Genomic DNA, 20289 nt, shown 5'->3' with positions numbered 1-20289 from the left:
ATTTAATAATTTGAAATCAAGGACTTGTAAGATTATTGCCAGCCATGAGCTACATGGCTGGTTTTTAAGGTGTGAAAAATGAGTGACGCGAATAATTTGGTTTTAATTGCCGGTGAAAACTATAGGGTTGGAGATTTTGCCCGAGCCAAATATTTGTATGAAAAAGCGGCTGAAAAATATGGAGAAAAATTCTTTTCGTTAAATATAGAGCTTTGTCGTAGAAAGTTAGAGGAAGAGGGCAATTTTGAAAAAACTGGCTCTATAATAAGTATAAATAAATTGGTTCAGTTTCTGCTGACCATAGATGACGCCTGGCTAGATTCGAAGCTAAGTGAATATTTAAAAGAATTTAAGGAGTATCTATTTGATGATGGAAAGAAAGACATTTTAAGTCCTATAGAGTTTATTTTTTGGAACGCAATTAAAAATAAAAATAATGAGTGCGCTGTAAAAGTTCTTGGATTGTTGGGTAATAAAGAGAAAGAGAAAATTTCTTCGGATTTATTGGAGCTGGCAGATTGCTTGAAGGAAGGCGCCGATTTAAATGGGGGGCTGTTGGCTGTTAGTGGTGCTTATGAAATAAATAAAGTAGAAAAAATTTTTAGAGCTCTGTATTGGGCTGGCTATAATAATAAAAATTTTAAAATAGCCAAGTTTGCACTAAAAAAAATCATCGACTTGGGTGATGCTAGAACTAGCTCAAGTAGCTGGTTGAAAGCGGCAGAAAGCCGCATTGAGGATTTGTCTGCGCTTTTGGTTGAAATCAAGCGAAGATTAGCTGTTCGAAGCGAGAGAACCTACGAAGCAATTCCAAAAAGAATTGCTTATTTTTTACATAACAGCCTACCCTATTCTTCAGGTGGCTACGCTACTCGTGCACAAGGTGTGGCGAAAGGTTTAAGTAACTTAGGATTTGAGGTCCTATGTGTTTCTAGACCTGGTTTTCCTTTAGACACAGCAGGCGATCACATAGGAAAAGAGCTTGCTTCTGAAGATGTTGTTGACGGAATCCGTTATTTAAGAATTTTTGAGCCTTCAAGGAAGCGTCTGAAAGGCAATGTATACATGCTTTCGGCTGCAGATGCAATTGTTGGGTTTTTGAAAGAGCATAAAGTAGAGGCCGTATTGGCCGCTTCTAATTATTTAACTGCAATTCCTGCTGGAATCGCAGCTCGAGAGGTTGGTATTCCTTTCTTCTATGAAGTGCGAGGTTTTTGGGAGGTCACTCGCGTTTCTAGAGAACCAGAATATAAAACGCACCCTCATTACATCGAGCAGGTTGAAAATGAGCGTCTGGCAGCGGACTCTGCTGATGTCGTATTTACATTGACTAGACCTATGAAAGAGGAGTTGGTGAGTCGCGGCGTGGATGAGAAGAAAATTACTGTATTCCCTAATTCGTGCGACTTATCTAAATTTAATCCTAGAGAAAAAGACTTAAATTTGGCAGGAAAATTGGGAATACCAAAAGGAGTGCCAGTAATAGGTTATATCGGTAGCTTTGTGCAATACGAAGGGCTGGAGCATCTCGCACAGGCATGTGCAGAGCTAGCGGAAAAAAATATTGACTTCAGACTCTTGCTTGTTGGTAACGAAAATGCATCTGGAACCGATCGAGGGCCTATTACAGAGGAGATAATGCGCGTTGCTTCAGAAGAAGGATTGGCTGACAAATTAATAATGCCCGGTAGAGTTCCTCATGACCAAGTTGAAGCTTTTTATTCACTTATTGATATAGCTCCATTTCCGCGAAAACCTCAGCCAGTTACAGAAATGGTATCCCCCATGAAGCCCTTGGAGGCTCTTGCAATGGAGAAGGCTGTTGTTGTTTCCTCTGTTAGGGCCATGGCTGAGATGATCGAAGACAATAAGACAGGACTTATTTTTGAAAAAGGAAATATTAAAGATTTAAGTGATAAGCTGGAGATCTTAATTAAAGATAAAAGCTTGAGGGAAAAACTTGGCAAAAATGGCCGTGAATGGGTTAGAAGTGAAAGAACTTGGGTTAAAACATCAGGTAAAGCAAAAGAAATAATTGATGTTTTTTTGCCCTGACAGGGTTCTTCGAGATTTGTTATTCAGAGGTAATAAATGAAGGAAGATATTGAACTTTGCTTCACTGGAGGCAGGTTAACGGTGAGAAATAATGCGGATGGGGGGCAGGTTGCATATCGGCTATATAAAAATAATGAGCTTATAAGCAAAAAAGGCTATGTGGAATCAGGTAAGATTTGCACTTTCAAAATTCCGTTTACAGAAGAGGCTTACAAGCTAAGTATATACCAAAAAAAAGAATTGAAAGTAAAAAAATTTTGGTCTAATCAATTTCGTTTAAAAGACATATCAAAAGCACTTGATGAAGCGCATGTTGAAAAACTAGATCTATCTCATTTTGAAATAAGAAAAGTTAGAAATGTCGATGATGAGATAAGTAGATATAAAAAGGTCGGATTTATCCCACTGGGAAGAAGAGACTTAAAGCCGATGTTGTTAAATTTCCCTATTGATTGGCATAGCGATGTGTTTAAAGATAGGAATTGGATGTTTCAGTTTCATGCATGGAGAATGTTGGAGCCTTTTTTTCAAAGGTTCCTTCCAGAGGACGTCGAATATATATCAGAGGTTATAAATGACTGGGCAGCTGCAGAAGCAGTAGATGAACAAAAAACATGGTTTTGGTATGACATGTCTGTTGGCTTGCGGGCCTTCAAGTTGGCATACTTTGCTTTAAATTGTGAAATTAATAAAATTCCTCATCGAATAAACGATTTTGAAGGTTTAGTTAAAAAGCATATAGCTCGCCTTTCAGATCCTTCTGCTTTAAATAAAGGTAACCATGGACTATTCCAGATTAATGGACTGATGTCATTGATTTGGGCGATGAGGGTTTTGTGTAAAGCGGATTTTGAAAAAGAATACGCTTTAAATACTATGATCAGCCTTCTTCGAGAGCAATTGGGAAAAGAGGGTGTGCATACGGAAAATTCTCCTGAGTATCATTTTTTTGTCGCAAATAAAATAACAAGTTTGTTGTCGACACCTTGGTGGAAAAATGAAAACCTTGGAGAAATAAACGAGTTATTAAGAAAGGCAGAAATAGTTAAAAATTGGTTGGTTGATCCTTCTTTTAGATGCGTGCCTGTTGGGGATTCCGGCTCATCAGTTGTATTAAAGGATGTGTCGTCAATATTTGATTGGCCACATGAGTCATCCACTAATTCAATAGGGGCTGCTTTGGATGGATATGCCGTTGTACGAACGCGCCCTGATATACCTTTAGATAGAAGTCATTTTCTATTTTTTCAAGCTTCATTTCAGAGCAATGTTCATAAACATGCTGACTGTTTGTCCTTTGTTCTTCAGGAGAAAGGAGGGAATATACTCATTGATTCCGGGAAATACGGCTATAAATCAGATAGATTCAGATCATATTTTCTAAGTAGCTATGCTCACAATACAGTGACGATAGATGGAACGAGCTTTTCTAAAGTTAAAAGAAGTCCTTATGGGTCTGCTTTGGCTGGAGGGGTTAGCCATGTATCTGGTTATTGGATAATGAAAGGGGGCGTCGAGCATAAAGAGTTAGGTTACTCTCATCGTAGAACTATTGTTTATAAGCCCGGAGTTGATCTGTATGTAATTGATTTGTTGGAGAATCATTATGAAGAAAACGAGGACCGCCTAGTTGAACTGGTTTGGAATTTTGATTCTAGATTTTTTGTAACTAGTAAAGGCGGCATATTGACAGGAGTGGATGACAAGACCCACGAGAAGTTTGCTATGGACTGCGTAGCTGAAAGTGGTGAAGTGTCTTTTTCAGTCCATAAGGGGGAGGATAAGGACGGGGTATTAAGAGGCTGGGTTTCTCCGTCGTACTTGGCTCACGAACCAACACCTTCTGTTATAGCTAAAACTAATTTACAAAGAAAGCAAATTGTAGTTACAAAGTTTGCTCTTTCGAATTCGCCTGCTAGGCTGATCGATATTCAGGAAGGCAAGGTTTATTGTGCAGATCCTAAAATTTCCCAGGAGCTCTCTTTTAGTGTTCCTGGTTTGTTGGGATGGAAAACAAAAATAGCCAACCATTATAATAATTTACTTTATTATAGCTATAAAAATATTGATCATTATTTTAAAAAGTCAGATTCAGATAATCTTTTTGTTTCATTCCATGGCTCAATTAAGCCCCCAACGGAGGATTCTCCTGGTAGTCTTTTGCCTGTTTTTAGGTTTCATGACTTAAAAGTAAATAGGCAGCCAAATTTATTGTGTTTCTCAGATTTGATTTTAAACTTTCATAAGAAAAATAAAGTTTATTTAGGCTGGTTTTTGGATAGTGAGAAAATAAAGCAGCGTGATTTTATTGAAAAAATAATTTCTTATTACGTTGAAAAATATTCCGTAAAAAGAATTTTATTCTATGCAAGCAGCGGAGGCGGGCATGTTGCATTAGATATGGCTTCTAGATTTAATCAGTCTGTGATGCTCTCAAATTGCCAATTCTTTTTGACAGAGCATTCTCAATTTCCTGCTTTGGAGCGTGCTATTGTAGATGCGGCGGATAAACTTATGTCTTTTGATCTTGAGTCTACCTTGCGAGGAAGGCCAGGCCCTAAGGAATGCATAAGTTATTGTAATATTGATGATAATACAATTTCGCATCATGAACGTATGGAAGAATTTTTGGGTAGTTATCCTGTGCATCTCAGGAAAATTCACTTTAGTGGAGAGGCTGTAGCTAAGAAAAATGGGGTTGGAAATCATAGTGTCGGCTTTCCAGATGGAATGCGTGCCCGTTCCGTCATTGAAAGTTACTATGCAAATTTAAAGTGATTTAGTTTTTTATTGTGATGCCTGGATTTTAGATTGGCGAGTAAGAGGTATTGTTTGAATATTAAGTCTGTTCTGAGGGCAGTCGAGGTTGCAGTGTAAATTCGACTGCAGTTGGATAGACTCAAAAGCCTAACTGAAGATGGAATGAGACCGTGCTGAAATAGCTAGAAGGTGTGTAAAAAAATTGTTGGAATCCTAATCTCATCCTAGAGAAAGTAACGCTTCTCGCAAATGTGAACTGACAGTGGAAGAAAGATGTTAAACAAACTAGACTTAAAGTATAGATTTGGTTTCCTGATAGCAAATCATAAACACAAGGTGGACCTATCATCTTATGATTCGCTTTGTCGCTGGAATATGATTGAGTGCGGCGAGGCGCTTATTGCTCATCATTATGAGACAAAATTTTCAGAATTCCAATTTCAAAATTATATCGTATTTACCTTAGGTGATATTTTTTGTGCTCATGGGGGTGTAAGACTATCCGAAATTTTAGAGCGCTTCTCTGAGCAAGATGATTGGGACGCAATCGACTGCCTATCAGGAAGGTTTGCGATCTTAATTTATGATAAGGCAAAAAATTGCTTTGAAAAAATTCTTACGGATCCTATAGGATCGCGCTCGCTATTTTATACCACTAACGATACGGAGATCGTAGCGAGTCACTCAGTGCTTTTGGCAGAAATTTTAAAAATAAGACGAGATGAAGAGACGGTAGAGTTTGTTAAGTCAGAGGATTTTTTAACGATTAAGACAAAGTTTCTACCAGCAGACTTAACTATGTATAAAGGCATATATGGTATGCCTGCTAATCATTATTATTCTTTTGTGCAGAAAAGAATAATTCGATTCTGGCCTAGAAAACCAATTGAGAATAGCGATATCGAAAAATTACTTTCAACGAGCAAAGAATATTTGCTTAAGCAAATCGACTATTTTTCTTCTTCTGGTGTGAAGCCAATAATAGGGCTGACAGGTGGCGTGGATTGTAGATCGATAATATCTGCTTGGAATAGTAAGAGAATACGTTTCAAGTGCCTTACTTGGAATAGAAACTTATCAGAAGAAGAGCTTAAAATTATAGAGAAAATAAGTTCTCATGTCTCTGCTGACAGCTATTTATTGGATACAAAAAAAATCGTAGATTCAAGCTCCTTTGAGGCGCTTAGAGTATACGGGGCCATCAATCGCGGTAATTTCATGGGGAAGGCCAATCTTACGGCTCAAACGGCAGAATTCGTAGATCCATCCGACATATTTGTCCGAGGTTTAGGGGGAGAGATCTTACGTGGTATGTTTAATAAAAGCTCAAGCCGTGACCGAGACCTTGATAATTTTTCGTATGCAATCAGTCTTTATAAAACAAACCGTCTTAAGAATCCATCTGATAAATTTTACTCTTTCGTAAGAAAAGCTTATCAAGAATTTTTTGTAAGAATTAACTTGGAAGAGCAAAATTTATTTAATTATGACTTTGGGGATCTTGTCTATTGGGAGCAAAGAATGAGTATGTGGGCGGCGTCGCTTCTCAACGAAGCTGACCCGGCACTCAAAAATATCGCTGGTCTTAATAGCAGGAAAATGTATGAAATTGCTTACGGCTTACCGCCAGAAGAGCGCTTCCGACGAGGCCTTTTGTTAAAGATAACTTCTGTTTTTGATACCTATTTGTCGGATATGTCAGTTGTTTAAAAATAGAGAATTTTTAAGAAAGAATATGGGAAGTGGTACGAAATTTAACCATATTTTTATGAGTAGGATATTTTAAGGTCTAATTTCATAGTTGCACGTATTTATTATTGCAGACAGAGATGATCGCGTTATGAAAATGGAAACTCTTAGTGTTTGCTCTGGTTATGATTGCAGCATGGCGGTTTTTTCTGAATGGAATAGCCCTCTGTCGTTGACGTGCATGACATTTTTTATATCGTCTGATATAGGTTAACTTTGGGCGATTTGAAGGAATTGTCCTTAGGCACGGTGCAATCTTTGCCGGGAGATCAAGATACTCTGGGAGTGCTGGCTTGGCGAAGGGGCAATAAGGTCAATGCGATATGCCATGCAAATCCCACGCATTTTGCCGGCGACTTGGAGTATGCGTTCTACTTGATGGCGGACGGAAAAAAGGTGACGGTTCAGTGGTATAGCCCGAGTCCCGAGGTGAGCTTGGAGATTCCTCTGGATTGCAGTGATTCGTCATTGAAGGTACATGGCTTTGTTCGTGAGAAGGCCAACCCGGAGAAGAAGATGATGAAAGTGACGCAGGTTTGCTGATGTTCCGGCTTTTTTCAGGTGCTAGGCATTGAACCGGCATCGCTACGCTCTGCTGACCGTCGATACCGAGGCTCTGCGCAAACGGGCTGTGGATGAGCACGTCCAACGCCTCATCTGGGGCCAGCACGAGGCCGGTACGGCGGGCATCCGCGAGATGTGCGGCATCGGTGATGAGTTCGGCGCCAAGCATGTCTTTTTCACGGATTTCTGTGGAGCTTATTCCAGCCTGGACCAGATGCGGGAGGTTGTGCGCTGGTTGCATGCCGCGGGCCAGGATGTGCAGTTGCACACGCACCCGGAGACCTTGCCCAAGTCGTTCTGGCGCGAGCATGGCCTGGAGGCCGTGCCCAGGTACATGAACCTGTACCAGGATCAGGCGCGGGCCGAGTTCGTGCTGCGCCACTTCGGGAACTTGATCACCAACATCACCGGCAAGCCTGTTCTGGCGCATCGCGCCGGGTCGTTTCGTTGGAACGCTGTGACGATACGCGCCCTTCAGGCGGTAGGGATTCCGCTGTCTTTCAATCAGTCCATGCGCGCCCTGGAGGGCGGGCGCTGCGTGCATGGAGAGCCGGATTGTCTGCCTTATACATGGTCCAACGGCGTGATCGAGGTGCCGGTGACCGAGCGCTGGGTGCCGGGCGTGAAGGGCTTCCGGCCGGACCGCTGGGTCAGCCTCACCTACCCGGAATCGCCTTATTTTCGTTTCGGTTCGCGCCCGCGGCCGTTCTGGAAGCACCCGCTTGCGCCCAAGCCGGCCGTGACGGTGGTGCTGCTGCATTCCTGGTCCTTGCTGGAGCGAGACCAGGCCGGCCATGCGGTCTACAAGGACGACCGTCTGCTGGAAGGGTACCGCCAGTTCCTGCGTCGGCTTGTCAAGGACTGTGAGGTCATCACGACCGCCGATTTTCTCGATCTGCGCGCGCGGGGTAAAATCCAGCCTTTACGTACAATCAACTTAGAGCAGGTGGAACACAGGGGATGAGGGATCGCTACGCAATGATCACGGTGGATACGGAGGCGCTGCCCAAGCGCGCGTCTGCGGATCATGTCAATCGTCTGATCTGGGGGCGATTTCCGAAGGGGACGGCAGGCGTTGCCGAAATGTGCCGCATCGGCGACGAGTTCGGCGCCAAGCATGTGTTTTTCACGGATTTCTGCGGGGCCTATTCCTACCTGGACGAGGTCAAGGAGGTCGTGCGCTGGCTGGATGCGCAAGGGCAGGACGTGCAGCTGCACACCCATCCCGAATACTTGCCGGACAGTTTCTGGGAAGAGCATGGGCTGTCCAACCGGCCGCAGTACATGAATCAATACACCGACCAGGCTCGGGCCGAGTTCGTCCTGCGGCACTTCGGCGACCTGATGTCCGGCCTGACCGGCAAGCCGGTGCTGGCGCACCGTGCGGGCTCGTTTCGCTGGAATGCCGATACGATCCGTGCGCTCAAGGCGGTGGGCATGCCGCTGTCGTTCAACAATTCGGTGTGCGCCGTGCATAACGAACAGTGTATCTACAGCGAGCCCACGAACGAGCCCTACGCCTGGTCCAACGGCGTGATCGAAGTGCCCATGACCGAAAAGCGGATTCTGCCCAAAGTGGGCAAGCCGGAATGGTGGGCCCGCCTGACGTATCCCGAATCCAGCTATTTCCGGTTCCGGCCCTGGTGGGGGCGCTTGCTGCTCAACGCGTTCAGCGGCAGTCCGCCATTTGCTGTATTTCTGCTGCACTCCTGGTCTCTGCTGTACTGGGACGAGAACGGCCTGGGTGAATATCGTGACGATAAGCGCCTGGAGGGGTATCGCAAGCTGTTGTCGCAGCTGACCAAGGATTATGATGTGATCACCACCGCGGATTTCCTGGACTTGCAGGCGCGCGGCAAGATTGCACCCACGCATACCGTGGATCTGTCTTTGGCGGAGTATGCGCCGCCTCCAAAAAAGACCAAGAAGAAAAAGGCCTGAGACAATAATGTCCGCAAAGTTCTTGCAAAGGCTGCTGGGCGAGCCCTGGCTGGCCTTCAATCGGCTATTGACGGTTCGCCTGTTGCGAAGAAAGACGCAACGGCGCGAGCAGGCCGAGCCCCCTTACGAGCCCGTGCCGGGCCGGCTGCTCTATGTGGCCGCCAGCGCCTTGCCCTATCACATCAGCGGCTATACGACGCGCACGCACGAGATCGTCCGGGCGCTGCAGCAGGCCGGCGGCGACGTGCGCGTACTGACTCGGCCGGGCTATCCCTGGGACCGCAAGGACAGGCTGGACGATGCCGAACACGAAGAAACCTGGGTGGATGACGTTTGCTATGGCCATGCGCGCCGTCCGGCCAACAACCGGCCTGTGCTGCAATTTGCCGTCGAAGCCGCCGCGGCTGTGGTGCAGGCGGCGATCAGGCATCGCGTGGCGGTCATCCACGCCGCTTCCAATCATGTCAATGCCTTGCCCGCATTGCTGGCGGCGCGCCAGCTGGGTATTCCGTTCCAGTACGAAATGCGCGGCCTGTGGGAGTTGAGCCGCGCTTCCCGCATGCCGGACTTCCGGGACTCCCAGGGGTTCAAGCAAGGCTTGCAGCTGGAAGGCCTGGTGGCCGAACAGGCGGATCGCCTGTTCGTCATTTCGGAACAATTGGGGCGCTATGCTCACCAACGCTGGGGCGTCCAGACCTCGCGCATGTTCCTGCTGCCCAATTGCGTCGATCCCGCTCGTTTCGAACCCGCGGATCCACAGGATGTGGCGCCGGACACCATCGTCTATGCGGGCTCCCTGATTGTCTACGAAGGGCTGGACGTACTGATCGATGCCATTGGCGATCTGCGTGACCGGGGCAGGCAGGTGACCTTGACCATCATTGGTGATGGAGAGGCTCGCGCCCAGCTGCAGGCGCAGGTGCAGCAACTGGGATTGGACGGCCATGTCACGTTCCTGGGGCGCGTGCCGCCGCAGGAGGCCCGCGCCTTGCAGGCGCGTTCCGCCTTGGTCTGCATTCCCCGCCGGCCCTTCGAGGTTTGCCAGATCGTGCCGCCCATCAAGCTGGTGGAGGCAATGGCCATGGGCAAGCCGGTCGTGGTGCCTGATCTGCCGGTGTTTCAGGACGAGGTCGGCGGATGCCGCTCGGTGCGTTTCTTCCAGGCCGGCGATTCCGCGGATCTGGCGCGTGTTCTGGATGCTGCCTTGCTGGACCGCCAGGCGCTGACGGATGCCGGCGCGCAAGCCCGGCAGGACGCTGTAAGTCGCCGCAGCTGGCGCGATTTTGTTGGCGATGTATTGCCGGTTGGACTGGATAAGGAAGAAAAATGATCGGTCGAGCCATCCGGGCGCTGGGTGCGCGGGTCTACACGCATCCCTCGGTCTCCGAAGAAGGAACGCCGCCGGGCCCCTTCGGGAAGCTGAAGATCGCTTTGGTGTCGGACTACTTCACGGCGGATTGCCTGTCCGCCGAGTGCCGCATTCGCGTGATGACGCCGACCAATTTCCGGGAGGTGATTGCGACCTGGAAGCCGGACCTGGTGTTTGTGGAGTCTGTCTTCCATGGGCTTGGGGGTGCCTGGCGCTACGAGCTGGCCAGGCAGTCGCGCTGGATGCGCCTGCGCAAGCCCCGCGCCATCTACCAACTGGTGGATTTCGCCCGGAGCCAGGGGGTGCCGACGATATTCTGGAACAAGGACGACGGGGCCTTCTTCGATGCGTTCATCGATGTGGCCCAGATATTCGATTATGTGTTCACCACGGACAGCGATTGCGTGGACCGTTACCGACAGCGCGTGCCCGCCCATGTGCCCGTGAACACGCTGAGCATGCCTTATCAGCCTGCCTTCCATAACTTCACAGGCTTTGGGTTCTTACGCAATGAAGGTTGCTTCACGGGCAGCTACTACCGCCGAATATTGAACGAGCGCCGAAGCTTCCTGGACATGGTGTTCGCCGCTTGCGAGGACGCGCAGTTGCGCCTGAATGTGTACGACCGGAACCATCATCGCATGTCCCGGCATTTCGAATTCCGCTTTCCGTCGGGGCCGCAGTTGCAGGTCCACGGCAGCGTGCCGCATCGCGAGACCGCGCGCATCTACAAGGAGCACGTGATGTCCTTGAATGTGAATTCGGTCACGGACTCGGACACCATGTGCTCCCGGCGTCTGCTGGAGATCCTGGCCTGTGGCGGGATCGTGGTGACCAATCCGGGCCGCGCTGTGGACCGCTATTTTCGCGACTACTGCCATGTGGTCCATACGCGCGAACAGGCGGTCGAGCTGTTCGCGCGCCTGCGAGACGGGCCTTCGTCCGAGGATTACGAGCGGGCCGCGGCCGGCGCGACCTATGTGCGGCAGTTCCATACCTGGGAGCATCGTCTCCAGGAGTTGGCCGACGTGGTTCGTTTCTAGGTACGGACGCCCATGATTGTCAGTTTGTTTTCGTATCTGGTCCAGGCCCTGTTCTTGCTGGTGGTCTGTGCGTTTGCCCTGTATGTGTTCCTGGAGCTTCGGGTCCTGCTGATTTCCCGGCGTGTGGAGCGGCGCAAGCTGACCGAGCTGGCGAATGCCCTGCCGGGAGCCGGGGACGCGTTTTTTCCTGCCGTCAGCGTGCTGCTGCCGATCTGCAATGAAGCGGCGGTGGTCGAGCGCCTGATCGATGCCGCCAGCCGCTTGCAGTACCCGGCCTCGGCCCTGGAAATCCTGGTCCTGGATGATTCGTCCGATGCCACTTCCAAGCTGGCGCAGCGCAAGGTCCGGCAACTGGCCGAGCAGGGCGTGCCCATACGATTCGTGCGCCGCAAGGATCGATCCGGCTACAAGGCGGGCAACCTGGTGCACGGCATCAAGCATTCGCGGGGTGAGTTCTTCGCCATCTTCGATGCGGACTTTGTGCCGCCCCAGGACTTCCTGCTCCGGACCATCCCGCAATTCAAGGATCCCAAGCTGGGCTTCCTGCAGACAGGCATAGGCTACGAAAACCGCGACGCCTCGTTCCTGACCCGCTTTCAGGCGATGGAAATGGGGCATCAGCAGTATGTGACGGTGGGCCTCAGCGAGGACGGCGACATGGCCTCGCTCAGCGGCAGTTCCTGTGTATGGCGCCGCACCTGCGTGGAGGCCCTGGGCGGATGGAACGCTTCGACGGTGACCGAGGACGTCGATCTAGGTTATCGCGCCCAGTTCGGGGACTGGAAATACGCCTATCTGCGCGATGTGGTGTCGATGTCCGTGCTGCCGGAAAGCATCAGCGCGTTCCGCGTGCAGCGCGAGCGCTGGGGGCGCGGGCTGATACATAGCGGCTTCAAGCACGTCGGCCAGATGTGGCGGCAACGCATGCCGCTGATGAAGCGGCTGCACGCCTTCTCCATGATGTTTTCCTCCGTGATGCTGGCCGCCATCTACGTGCTGGTGCTCTTGAGCCTGCCCTTGAACTACCTGGTCGATTTCGACACGGAAACCTTGCAGTGGGGGGCGCCGCTATTCTTTCTGCTGGTGGCGGTATGGGCCCTGGACAATGCCTTCGGCGCCCGCAAGGGGGCGCGTTTCGAGGATCGTCCGGGCGTGTTGAGCACCTTGTGGCATACCTATCTGTACGTGGCGATGTTTCCGCCCATGGCTTGGTATTATTTTGCCGGCGGGGTCCGGGCCTTGTTCGGCGTGTATGGCGAATTCCACCGTACGCCCAAGGGCAAGGACGAGCAACGCTCCCGCCAGCCCCGCATCAATACGGTGCTGCTGGCGGGCGAGGTCTTCACCTTCCTGTACTCGGCCCTGGCGCTGTGCGTGGCCGTGCGCATGGGCAACTACTTGCTGGTCCCCTTGAATGCGACCGTGTGCGTGGGGTTCGGCATGGTGCTGTACTGGTCCTATCGAGAAAGATATGCACGTGGACGCGACTGAAGCCGGCTGCCGGCGCATCCTGATCACCGGCGCCACCAGCGCCATCGGCTCGGCCTTGGCGGACTACTACGCCTGCGCGGGGGTGGAGCTGGTCTTGCACGGGCGCAATGAAGCCATTCTGGACCAGGTCGCCGAACGCTGCCGGCGCGCGGGAGCGCGGGTTGCCACGCAGCGCCTGGATCTGCGGGAGCTGGACGCCTTGCATCAATGGCTGTCTGAAAGCGAGGCCTTCGACCTGGTGATCGTGAATGCCGGCATGAATACCCATGTCGGTCCCCATGGCGAGCCCGAGCCGTGGCCGGAGTGCGAGGCGTTGCTGGACCTGAATGTGAAGGCGACGATGCGTCTGGTGCAATCGGTGCTGCCGGCCATGCGACGCCGCGGCACGGGGCAGATTGCCTTGCTCAGCTCCCTGGCGGCTTATTTCGGCCTGCCCTCCACCCCGTCCTACAGCGCCAGCAAGGCGGCCGTGAAGGCGTATGGCGAAGCCTTGCGCGGCTGGCTGGCGCCCGAGGGCATACGCGTCAATGTGATCATGCCGGGCTACGTGCGCTCTCCCATGTGCGACGACATGCCCGGACCCAAGCCGTTCCTGTGGTCGCCCGAGCGCGCCGCCCGGGTCATCGGGCGCGGACTGGCGCGCGACAAGGCGCGCATCAGCTTCCCCTTCCCATTGAATCTGGGGTGCTGGTTCCTGGCGGTGCTGCCGGCGCGTCTTTCCGTATACATCCTGGGCAAGCTGGGTTATGGTGCCTGACGCGGGTTTCTGGACCGCCATTCTGGCAGCCCTGGCCGGCCTTGGCCTGTCCGTGGGGATAGAGCGCCTGATGAGGCCGGCCACGCCCCTGGCCCGCCCCTGGGCGGCCTGGGCGCTGCATGCCGGGCTCTGGCTGCTGGCTTACGATGTGTTCGTATTGCTGCTGGGCCGTCCCGTGTTCGCCGTCGCGCTTGTGTCCGCTTTTCTGCTGATGCTCGTGCTGGTCAACAATGCCAAGTTCAAGGCCCTGCGCGAGCCCTTCGTGTTCCAGGATTACGAATATTTCACCGATGCCATCCGCCACCCCCGGCTCTACATTCCATTCCTGGGATGGGGCAAGTTCCTGTTGGCGGCGGCGGGATTCGTGTCCGCCGTGGCGATCGGCTTGTGGGGGGAGCCGGTTCCCGCGCTGCGCTGGTCCTGGTTTGGCCAGGGCGGGGCGCTTGCCGCACTGGGCGGGCTGTCGCTGGTCCTGCTGAGTTGGGGAAGCCGGCGGCGCCTGCCTGTCAGCCTGTCGCCTGAACGGGATCTGCCTGCACTGGGCTTATTGGCAAGTCTTTGGCGCTATTGGCAGCAAGGGCGCCGGCGTCCCGATGCGCAGTCCCCTATGGGAGCCCTGGAGGGGGCCGGGCATGCCCCGGTCCTGCCGCACCTGGTGTCCGTGCAGAGCGAGTCGTTCTTTGATGCCAGGACGCTGTGGGACGGCATCCGGCAGGACATCCTGGCCGAATTCGACCGTTTCAAGGCGGAAGCGGCTGTCCAGGGCGGCTTGCGCGTGCCGGCATGGGGGGCGAACACGGTCCGTTCGGAGTTTTCTTTCCTGAGCGGCATAGCCAACCATGCGCTGGGAGTGCATCGCTTCAACCCTTATCGGGCCGTGTCCGCGGGCTGGCAGGTGGAGACACTGGCTTCCTGGCTCAAAGGCCGGGGCTATCGCACGATTTGCATCCACCCCTATCCCGCCAGCTTCTATCAGCGCGATCGCGTCTATCCACGTTTCGGGTTCGATGAGTTCCTGGATATACGCGCCTTCGCGGATGTCGCCCTGACCGGGCCGTACGTGGGAGACATCGCCGTGGCTGAAAAAGTGGCGAGCCTGCTGAGCCAGGCTCGGGAGCCGGTCTTCATCCATGTCATCACCATGGAAAACCACGGTCCGCTGCATCTGGAAAAAGTGGCGCCGGAAGACGTGGAGCGCCTGTATTCGCGGCCGCCGGAGGCGGGGTGCGACGACCTGACCATTTACCTGCGGCACGTGCGCAATGCCGATGCCATGCTGGCCCGTTTGCGGCAAAGCCTGATGAACTGCGGCCGGCCCGCCAGTTTGTGCTGGTACGGCGATCACGTGCCCATCATGCCGTCGGTCTACGCGGCCTTGGGGACACCGTCTGGAGAAGTGGATTTTTTCCTGTGGAATACAGGCTGTGGAGCATCCACGCAAATACGGGCGGATCTGGACGTGCATGAGCTGGCGCAGCAGTGGATGCGGGCCAGCGGAGTATCAATCTGAGTATGTCCTAGCACAAATAGGGCGACACTTGTAGCTGTCAGATATGACATAAATGTCGCCGGCTTACGATTGAGCCGGCGCAAGCCTTGCCATTCTTGGCCATGGTCATATTTCCTCGCTGATCATTGCGTGGAGAATGACATGACTGTAATTCGGAATCTGGGGTTTTTTATTGCCTGGCTGATCGGCCTGGCAGGGCTGTGCGCGTCCGCCGCCGTGGCGGAGGGCAGACGGGCGGTGATGGATTCGGACCTGGGAGCCCCGGGGCGGCCTTATGTACTGGATGCAGCGCCTTTGTCCATCCAGGGCAGTTTCCGTACGGAACGCATCGCCTGGATCGCCGGAGCGGCAACCGTTGATGTGGCGCCGGGCGTGTGGTTCGAAAGCGCGGGCGAGCTTGGGACGGACGCCGTTTTCTATGCGCCGCTGCGCAAACAAGGGGGCGGACAGTGGATCATTTCGGCGCCCAACCGGGTATGGGGGCCTTTGCAATTGCTGGAAGGCGGTTTGTCTTTGCGTCATCCCCAGGCGGTAGGCCCGAATTCGCATCTGGACGTCATGGCGGGCGCCCGGCTGGAGTACGCCTCCGGCCTGCTTGCCGACTTTCCGGTGCAGGGGCATGCGCGATCGGGACAGCCCGCCATCGATTGGCATGTGGCCCGGGGCGAGGCCACGCAGCGCGGTCCCGTGTTCGGCAATGCTGTCTGGATGAAATCCGGGCAGGGCCTGCTTTGGCTGGATCAACGGCAAGGAGGCAGCTTGAACGGCCGCTTTCGGGTGCGGCAGGGCGCGCTGGGGCTGCGCGGCGATGTGCCCGCGCATGTGCAGGTGGCGGATGGCGCCGTCCTGCGGGCCCAGGATGCGCTGGTGCGCGCCCTGGCCGTGCTGCCGGGCGGCAGCCTGCACCTGGACAGTCCGGGGCGACCTTTGCGGGTGCTGGAGGACCTGCGGCTGGATTCGGGTTCCGTGCTGCGCATGCGCGTGTTGGGCGATGGCCGCTTCGATCAGTTGCATGTCCAGGGCAAGAGCTTGCTGGCCGGCGCCTTATGGGTGGAGCTGGCATCTGCGGGGCTGGATGGCGATTACCGCATTGTGCAGGCCGATGGCGGGCTGGCCGGTCGTTTCGAGTCCTTGCACCTGGATCGGGACGCCGCCCTGGCAGGACTGGACTACGATCCGCAGGGCGTGACCCTGCGTCTGCGGCCGCTTGGGGTCGAAGGCGGGCCGGCTGGTCCGCGCGTCTGGTTGCGTCACCCCCTGAACGTCTGGCGGGCGCAATTGATGCAGGACGCCGGGTACGCCATGCAGGCATGGCGCGATACATCGCACAAGCCCGCATCGGGAGGGGCATGGGCAAGCTATCGTCATGCCGGACAGCAGGGCCTGCAGGCGGCGGGCATGGAGCTGGACCGGCAACTGGACCAGTTGATCATGGGCGTGGAGCGTCCGTGGCGCCGGGGGCGCCTGGGCGGTATGGCGGTCTATCAGACTTCGCGCTTGCGGGCGCCTTAGAAGCGGTGCGCAGCGACACCCGTTCCTACTATATCGGCGTCTATGGGCAGCAGCCTTGGCATGGGCTGGAGACACGGCTGACCTTGATGGCGGGCCGTCATCTTGTACGGCATGCCTGGCCGCATCGGCAGGGGCGTGGTCGTGCCGACAGCGTCCAGCTGTTGCTGGGCGCGGCGTATCCGATATGGCGGCAGGGCGGGCACGCCTGGAGCGTGGAGGCTGACTGGCGCGCCATGCGCATCAGGCAGTCAGGATTGGAGCTGGAGGCCAGGGAGCGCTGGCAGGCAGGCGCCCAGCGCAATCACGCGCTGGATAGCCGGCTGCTGCTGACCTGGCGTTTCGACGATGAGGATTCGCAGGCTGCGAGTTGGCGCGCATGGCTGGGCTGGGAGCGCCAATGGAACCGGCCCGCCGCCACGCACGACTGGCAGGTGAACGGCTTGCCCGCCGGCGACGCAGCCCCGTATCGCAGCGCCCGTCACGCATGGCTGATGGGCCTGCGCATGCAGGCCCCCTTGTCGGATTCCTCCTGGCTGACCCTGTCCTATCAGGCCCGCCGCTCAGGACACCTGCAGGACCACGGCTTTGAACTGCAGGGGCGGTGGCTGTTCTAGCTTTTTTGTGCCTGCTACAGGCGTATCTGTTCAAACCGACCTGTGCCAAAACGCCATGGGACTCTGACGGCAGCACCACCACGCACGCGTTTCACATAATCTTCGATGGACGGCCACCAGCGAATCAAATTGTGCGCCTTGTCCCAGTAGGGTTGGCGGCTCCGCTGTCTGGACAGGACAAAGATGGGCAAACCGCATGCACGCAGAGCTTCCCTTTCCAGATCGTTCTTTCGGATGCCATCCTGGGAAACGATGGCCCATCCGCCCTCCGAGGCCAGTGCGTTGATCCAGATGTGGTCGGCGGTGGTTTGCGGGAATTTGGATTTGAGGTGATGGACCTGGTTGCCGGTCCCGCTACCGCGACACAATGCGTCAAGTCCCGCAGCCAATGCGGGAGAAAGATTGTTGTCCAGGAAGAACTTCAAGCGGCGAGCGGTTGCTCTTCGAATTTCACCGCTGCCCGCACATCGGCGACGGGAATTTCGAACTGGGCCGCAACCGCTTTGGCGTTATTGCTTTCGGCTCGCATGGCTTGAAGGATAATTTCCGTGGGTATCCCGAATTTTGTCAGCACTGGGCGGCCAAACGATAAGTCTGGATCCAATACGATGGTTTTGTGTTTTTCGGGAAACCATCGTACGGCAGCGCCGTCCGATGAAAATTCGATACCTTCATAAAGCTGGGGTCTGATGATCTGTTCAAAGACCAGTTGGCGCCGGACGAGATCTGTCATTTCCATGCTTTCGCGGTCAATCGCCTCATGGAAAATAGTACGTCCGTCGGTCAGGAATCGATGAGAGGTAAAGGGATAGTGGGCGCCAAAAATTTCCTGGGCATGTTTGAGTGCGGTTCGGATCACGCGAAGCGGAACGCCATGTTTTACAAAGGCTTTGACCACTCGCAGCTCCATCAGGTCCCGGAACCCAATGACTTTTTCGTCACAGCCTTCCAATTGGGTGGACCACAAAGGGGCGTGGACTTTGCCTTGACTGGTTTTGTACCCGAACAGCCAGCGGCTGACTTCCGGGGCTGAGGCTCCAGATAAGCGTGCCGCCTGCTGCAGTGTGTAGAGTCCAACCCCGATCAGCTTCATAAGTGTCCAAATGCCGGAAAATTGGCTTTAAAATTCTTTAACTCTACTTTAAATGGATTGAATAGGTAATATGGCCCGGTTAGGGGCCAAGTGCTTCGCGTCTTATCCAAACTTGTTCCACAGGCGCTCAAAGGCGGTGGCTGTTCTAGCCCCTGAAGGCGCGTATCCAGTGGCTGGTGGAGGCGTCGTGCTTGTTCTGCACGGGCTGTTCGCCGGACAGCTCGTCCATGATGCCGCTGGCCAGCACTTTGCCGTATTCCACGCCCCATTGATCGAAGGGGTTGATGCCCCAGATCAGGCCCTGGACGAAGATCTTGTGTTCGTACATGGCCAGCAGGGCGCCCAGGGCGAAGGGGGTCAGGCGAGGCAGCACGATCAGGGTGTTGGGGCGTCCGCCCGAGTGCACGCGGTGGTGCGCCAGCTGGGCGGCGTCTGCGTTTGCGCCGCCGTTGCGGCATTCCGCCAGGGCTTGCTCGTAGTTCTTGCCGCGCATCAGGGCTTCGCGCTGCGCCAGGCAGTTGGCCAGGAGCAGGCGGTGGTGTTCCTGGTTCTCGTGGTCGGCTTGCTGGCAGATGATGAAGTCGACCGGCGCGCCGTCGCTGCCCTGGTGCAGCCATTGGTAGAAGGTGTGCTGGGCATCCGTGCCGGCCAGACCCCACACCGCCGGGCCGGTCGGCACGCCTACGGGCTGGCCGTCCAGGGTGACGGATTTGCCCAGGGACTCCATGTCCAGCTGCTGGATGTAGGGCACCAGATTGCCCAGGCGGAAATCGTAGGGCGAGATGTTCAGCGAGCCATAACCCAGCACGCTGCGGTTGACGATGCCGGCCAGCGCCATCTGCACCGGCACGTTCTGGGCGATGGGCGCTTCGAGGAAATGCTGGTCCATGGCGGCGGCACCCGAAAGCATGCCGGCCACCACGTCGGCGCTGACAGCCAGCGCCGTGGTCAGGCTGACGGCGGACCACAGGGAGAAGCGACCCCCCACCCAGTCCCAGAACTGGAAGATGTGGCCTTGGGGCACGCCCCAGCGGGCCGCGGCGTCGGGCCGGGCCGTGATGGCTACGATCTGCTCGTAGGGGTTGGCGACGCCGGCCGCCTGCAGCCATTCCAGCGCGCGCTGGCCGTTTTGCAGTGTTTCGGTGGTGGTGAAGGACTTGGAGGCGATGACGACCAGGGTGTCGTGCGGGTCCAGCCCCGACAAGGCGTGCTCCAGGGCGTGTCCGTCGATGTTGGCCAGGAAGCGCACATTGCGCCAGCTGCGGCGGTAGCCGAAGGCCGCCAGGGACAGGCGCACGCCCCAGTCGCTGCCGCCTATGCCAATGTGCACGATGTTGCGCCAGCGGCGCTCCGAATCCGCGACGCGCACGAACTCGTTCATGCGTTCCCTTTCCTTGATCACCTCCGCAATGGGCGCCGGAGCGCGCAGCGCGCTGTGCCAGGCGGCGCGCTGCTCGGTCGGGTTGGCGATCCCGCCTTGCAACAGGTTGGCGCGCGCCGCTTCAAAATTGCGCGCCGCCAGCAATTGCGCGCCGGCTTGTTGCAGTTCGGGCGAATAGCGCTGGCCGCTCAGGTCCACCTGGATGCCGGCGGCCTTCAGGCAATGCAGTTCGAAGGCGTATTGATTGGCTTTATGAGCGGCGTCGCAGAAACACTCCCATTCCGGCAGGGTAGGCAAGGGAGGCGTGGGCCGCGTGACAGAAGGGGCGTCGGGCAGGGCGTCTGTATGTGCGTTCATGGCATGAGATTGTGCTGGCGTCGTCGCCATTGTACGAGGCTTTGCGGACTGAACGGCGATAGGATGTTGCGGGCCGTATCGCTTGTTGCCCAG

Annotated in this window: 16 protein-coding genes; 13 read left to right on the top strand and 3 right to left on the bottom strand. The window is 54.6% G+C overall.

The features are described from left to right. Positions 1 to 78: 78 nt before the first annotated feature. The 13 genes from ACF3ND_RS16510 to ACF3ND_RS16450 all read left to right on the top strand — a co-directional run bounded on the left by ACF3ND_RS16510 (position 79) and on the right by ACF3ND_RS16450 (position 17365). Complete coding sequence (locus ACF3ND_RS16510) at positions 79 to 2055, top strand: glycosyltransferase family 4 protein (RefSeq protein WP_394062396.1); 1977 nt, start codon at positions 79 to 81, stop codon at positions 2053 to 2055. Positions 2056 to 2091: 36 nt separating this feature from the next. Continuing rightward, entirely contained in the window at positions 2092 to 4833 is a 2742-nt protein-coding gene (locus ACF3ND_RS16505; RefSeq protein ID WP_394062394.1) for a heparinase II/III-family protein, read from the top strand. A 255-nt stretch (positions 4834 to 5088) separates the two neighbouring features. After that, positions 5089 to 6525, top strand: a complete 1437-nt coding sequence (locus ACF3ND_RS16500; protein WP_394062392.1) for a hypothetical protein — start codon at positions 5089 to 5091, stop codon at positions 6523 to 6525. A gap of 255 nt (positions 6526 to 6780) precedes the next feature. Further along, positions 6781 to 7107 (top strand): hypothetical protein, encoded by a 327-nt coding sequence (locus ACF3ND_RS16495; protein WP_394062390.1) that lies wholly within the window; start codon positions 6781 to 6783, stop codon positions 7105 to 7107. Between the two features lie 28 nt (positions 7108 to 7135). Continuing rightward, entirely contained in the window at positions 7136 to 8092 is a 957-nt protein-coding gene (locus tag ACF3ND_RS16490) for a polysaccharide deacetylase (protein WP_394062388.1), read from the top strand. Continuing rightward, positions 8089 to 9069 (top strand): polysaccharide deacetylase, encoded by a 981-nt coding sequence (locus ACF3ND_RS16485; protein WP_394062386.1) that lies wholly within the window; start codon positions 8089 to 8091, stop codon positions 9067 to 9069. Before ACF3ND_RS16490 ends, ACF3ND_RS16485 begins: the two co-directional genes overlap by 4 nt. Before the next feature lie 7 nt (positions 9070 to 9076). After that, positions 9077 to 10399 (top strand): glycosyltransferase family 4 protein, encoded by a 1323-nt coding sequence (locus tag ACF3ND_RS16480; RefSeq protein WP_394062384.1) that lies wholly within the window; start codon positions 9077 to 9079, stop codon positions 10397 to 10399. Beyond that, positions 10396 to 11481 (top strand): glycosyltransferase, encoded by a 1086-nt coding sequence (locus ACF3ND_RS16475; protein WP_394062382.1) that lies wholly within the window; start codon positions 10396 to 10398, stop codon positions 11479 to 11481. Before ACF3ND_RS16480 ends, ACF3ND_RS16475 begins: the two co-directional genes overlap by 4 nt. 12 nt (positions 11482 to 11493) lie before the next feature. Further along, positions 11494 to 12972 (top strand): glycosyltransferase, encoded by a 1479-nt coding sequence (locus ACF3ND_RS16470; RefSeq protein ID WP_394062380.1) that lies wholly within the window; start codon positions 11494 to 11496, stop codon positions 12970 to 12972. Beyond that, positions 12953 to 13729, top strand: a complete 777-nt coding sequence (locus ACF3ND_RS16465) for an SDR family NAD(P)-dependent oxidoreductase (RefSeq protein WP_394062378.1) — start codon at positions 12953 to 12955, stop codon at positions 13727 to 13729. The genes ACF3ND_RS16470 and ACF3ND_RS16465 overlap by 20 nt, the downstream gene beginning before the upstream one ends. After that, positions 13719 to 15239 carry an LTA synthase family protein gene (locus ACF3ND_RS16460; RefSeq protein ID WP_394062376.1) on the top strand — a complete coding sequence of 507 codons (1521 nt, stop codon included), beginning with the start codon at positions 13719 to 13721 and terminating at the stop codon, positions 15237 to 15239. Before ACF3ND_RS16465 ends, ACF3ND_RS16460 begins: the two co-directional genes overlap by 11 nt. Positions 15240 to 15380: 141 nt before the next feature. After that, positions 15381 to 16751 (top strand): hypothetical protein, encoded by a 1371-nt coding sequence (locus ACF3ND_RS16455; RefSeq protein WP_394062374.1) that lies wholly within the window; start codon positions 15381 to 15383, stop codon positions 16749 to 16751. A 5-nt stretch (positions 16752 to 16756) separates the two neighbouring features. After that, a complete protein-coding gene (locus ACF3ND_RS16450; protein WP_394062372.1) occupies positions 16757 to 17365 on the top strand; it encodes a hypothetical protein in 609 nt (202 codons plus the stop codon). Positions 17366 to 17379: 14 nt separating this feature from the next. Here the strand turns inward: ACF3ND_RS16450 and ACF3ND_RS16445 are convergent, their stop codons facing one another. The 3 genes from ACF3ND_RS16445 to pgi all read right to left on the bottom strand — a co-directional run bounded on the left by ACF3ND_RS16445 (position 17380) and on the right by pgi (position 20196). Continuing rightward, positions 17380 to 17790 (bottom strand): hypothetical protein, encoded by a 411-nt coding sequence (locus ACF3ND_RS16445; RefSeq protein WP_394062370.1) that lies wholly within the window; start codon positions 17788 to 17790, stop codon positions 17380 to 17382. Then, entirely contained in the window at positions 17787 to 18458 is a 672-nt protein-coding gene (locus ACF3ND_RS16440; RefSeq protein WP_394062368.1) for a DUF433 domain-containing protein, read from the bottom strand. The genes ACF3ND_RS16445 and ACF3ND_RS16440 overlap by 4 nt, the downstream gene beginning before the upstream one ends. 145 nt (positions 18459 to 18603) lie before the next feature. Then, the gene (gene pgi, locus ACF3ND_RS16435) at positions 18604 to 20196 is read right to left on the bottom strand and encodes a glucose-6-phosphate isomerase (protein WP_394062366.1); all 1593 of its coding nucleotides are present in this window, start codon (positions 20194 to 20196) and stop codon (positions 18604 to 18606) included. Positions 20197 to 20289: the final 93 nt, after the last annotated feature.

The sequence above is a fragment of the Alcaligenes sp. WGS1538 genome, from assembly GCF_043187505.1.
In the GTDB taxonomy this organism is placed as follows: Bacteria; Pseudomonadota; Gammaproteobacteria; order Burkholderiales; family Burkholderiaceae_B; genus Alcaligenes.
The sequence above is the reverse complement of the archived record's forward strand: the minus strand, read 5'-3'. Positions and strand labels throughout refer to the sequence as shown.

Bases quoted from the DNA above. Each gene is read 5' to 3' on its own strand.
- ACF3ND_RS16510 (WP_394062396.1), top strand. From the start codon at position 79: ATGAGTGACGCGAATAATTTGGTTTTAATTGCCGGTGAAAACTATAGG.
- ACF3ND_RS16505 (WP_394062394.1), top strand. From the start codon at position 2,092: ATGAAGGAAGATATTGAACTTTGCTTCACTGGAGGCAGGTTAACGGTG.
- ACF3ND_RS16485 (WP_394062386.1), top strand. From the start codon at position 8,089: ATGAGGGATCGCTACGCAATGATCACGGTGGATACGGAGGCGCTGCCC.
- ACF3ND_RS16455 (WP_394062374.1), top strand. From the start codon at position 15,381: ATGACTGTAATTCGGAATCTGGGGTTTTTTATTGCCTGGCTGATCGGC.
- ACF3ND_RS16470 (WP_394062380.1), top strand. From the start codon at position 11,494: ATGATTGTCAGTTTGTTTTCGTATCTGGTCCAGGCCCTGTTCTTGCTG.
- ACF3ND_RS16475 (WP_394062382.1), top strand. From the start codon at position 10,396: ATGATCGGTCGAGCCATCCGGGCGCTGGGTGCGCGGGTCTACACGCAT.
- ACF3ND_RS16440 (WP_394062368.1), bottom strand. From the start codon at position 18,458: ATGAAGCTGATCGGGGTTGGACTCTACACACTGCAGCAGGCGGCACGC.
- ACF3ND_RS16480 (WP_394062384.1), top strand. From the start codon at position 9,077: ATGTCCGCAAAGTTCTTGCAAAGGCTGCTGGGCGAGCCCTGGCTGGCC.
- ACF3ND_RS16500 (WP_394062392.1), top strand. From the start codon at position 5,089: ATGTTAAACAAACTAGACTTAAAGTATAGATTTGGTTTCCTGATAGCA.
- ACF3ND_RS16460 (WP_394062376.1), top strand. From the start codon at position 13,719: ATGGTGCCTGACGCGGGTTTCTGGACCGCCATTCTGGCAGCCCTGGCC.
- ACF3ND_RS16465 (WP_394062378.1), top strand. From the start codon at position 12,953: ATGCACGTGGACGCGACTGAAGCCGGCTGCCGGCGCATCCTGATCACC.
- pgi (WP_394062366.1), bottom strand. From the start codon at position 20,196: ATGAACGCACATACAGACGCCCTGCCCGACGCCCCTTCTGTCACGCGG.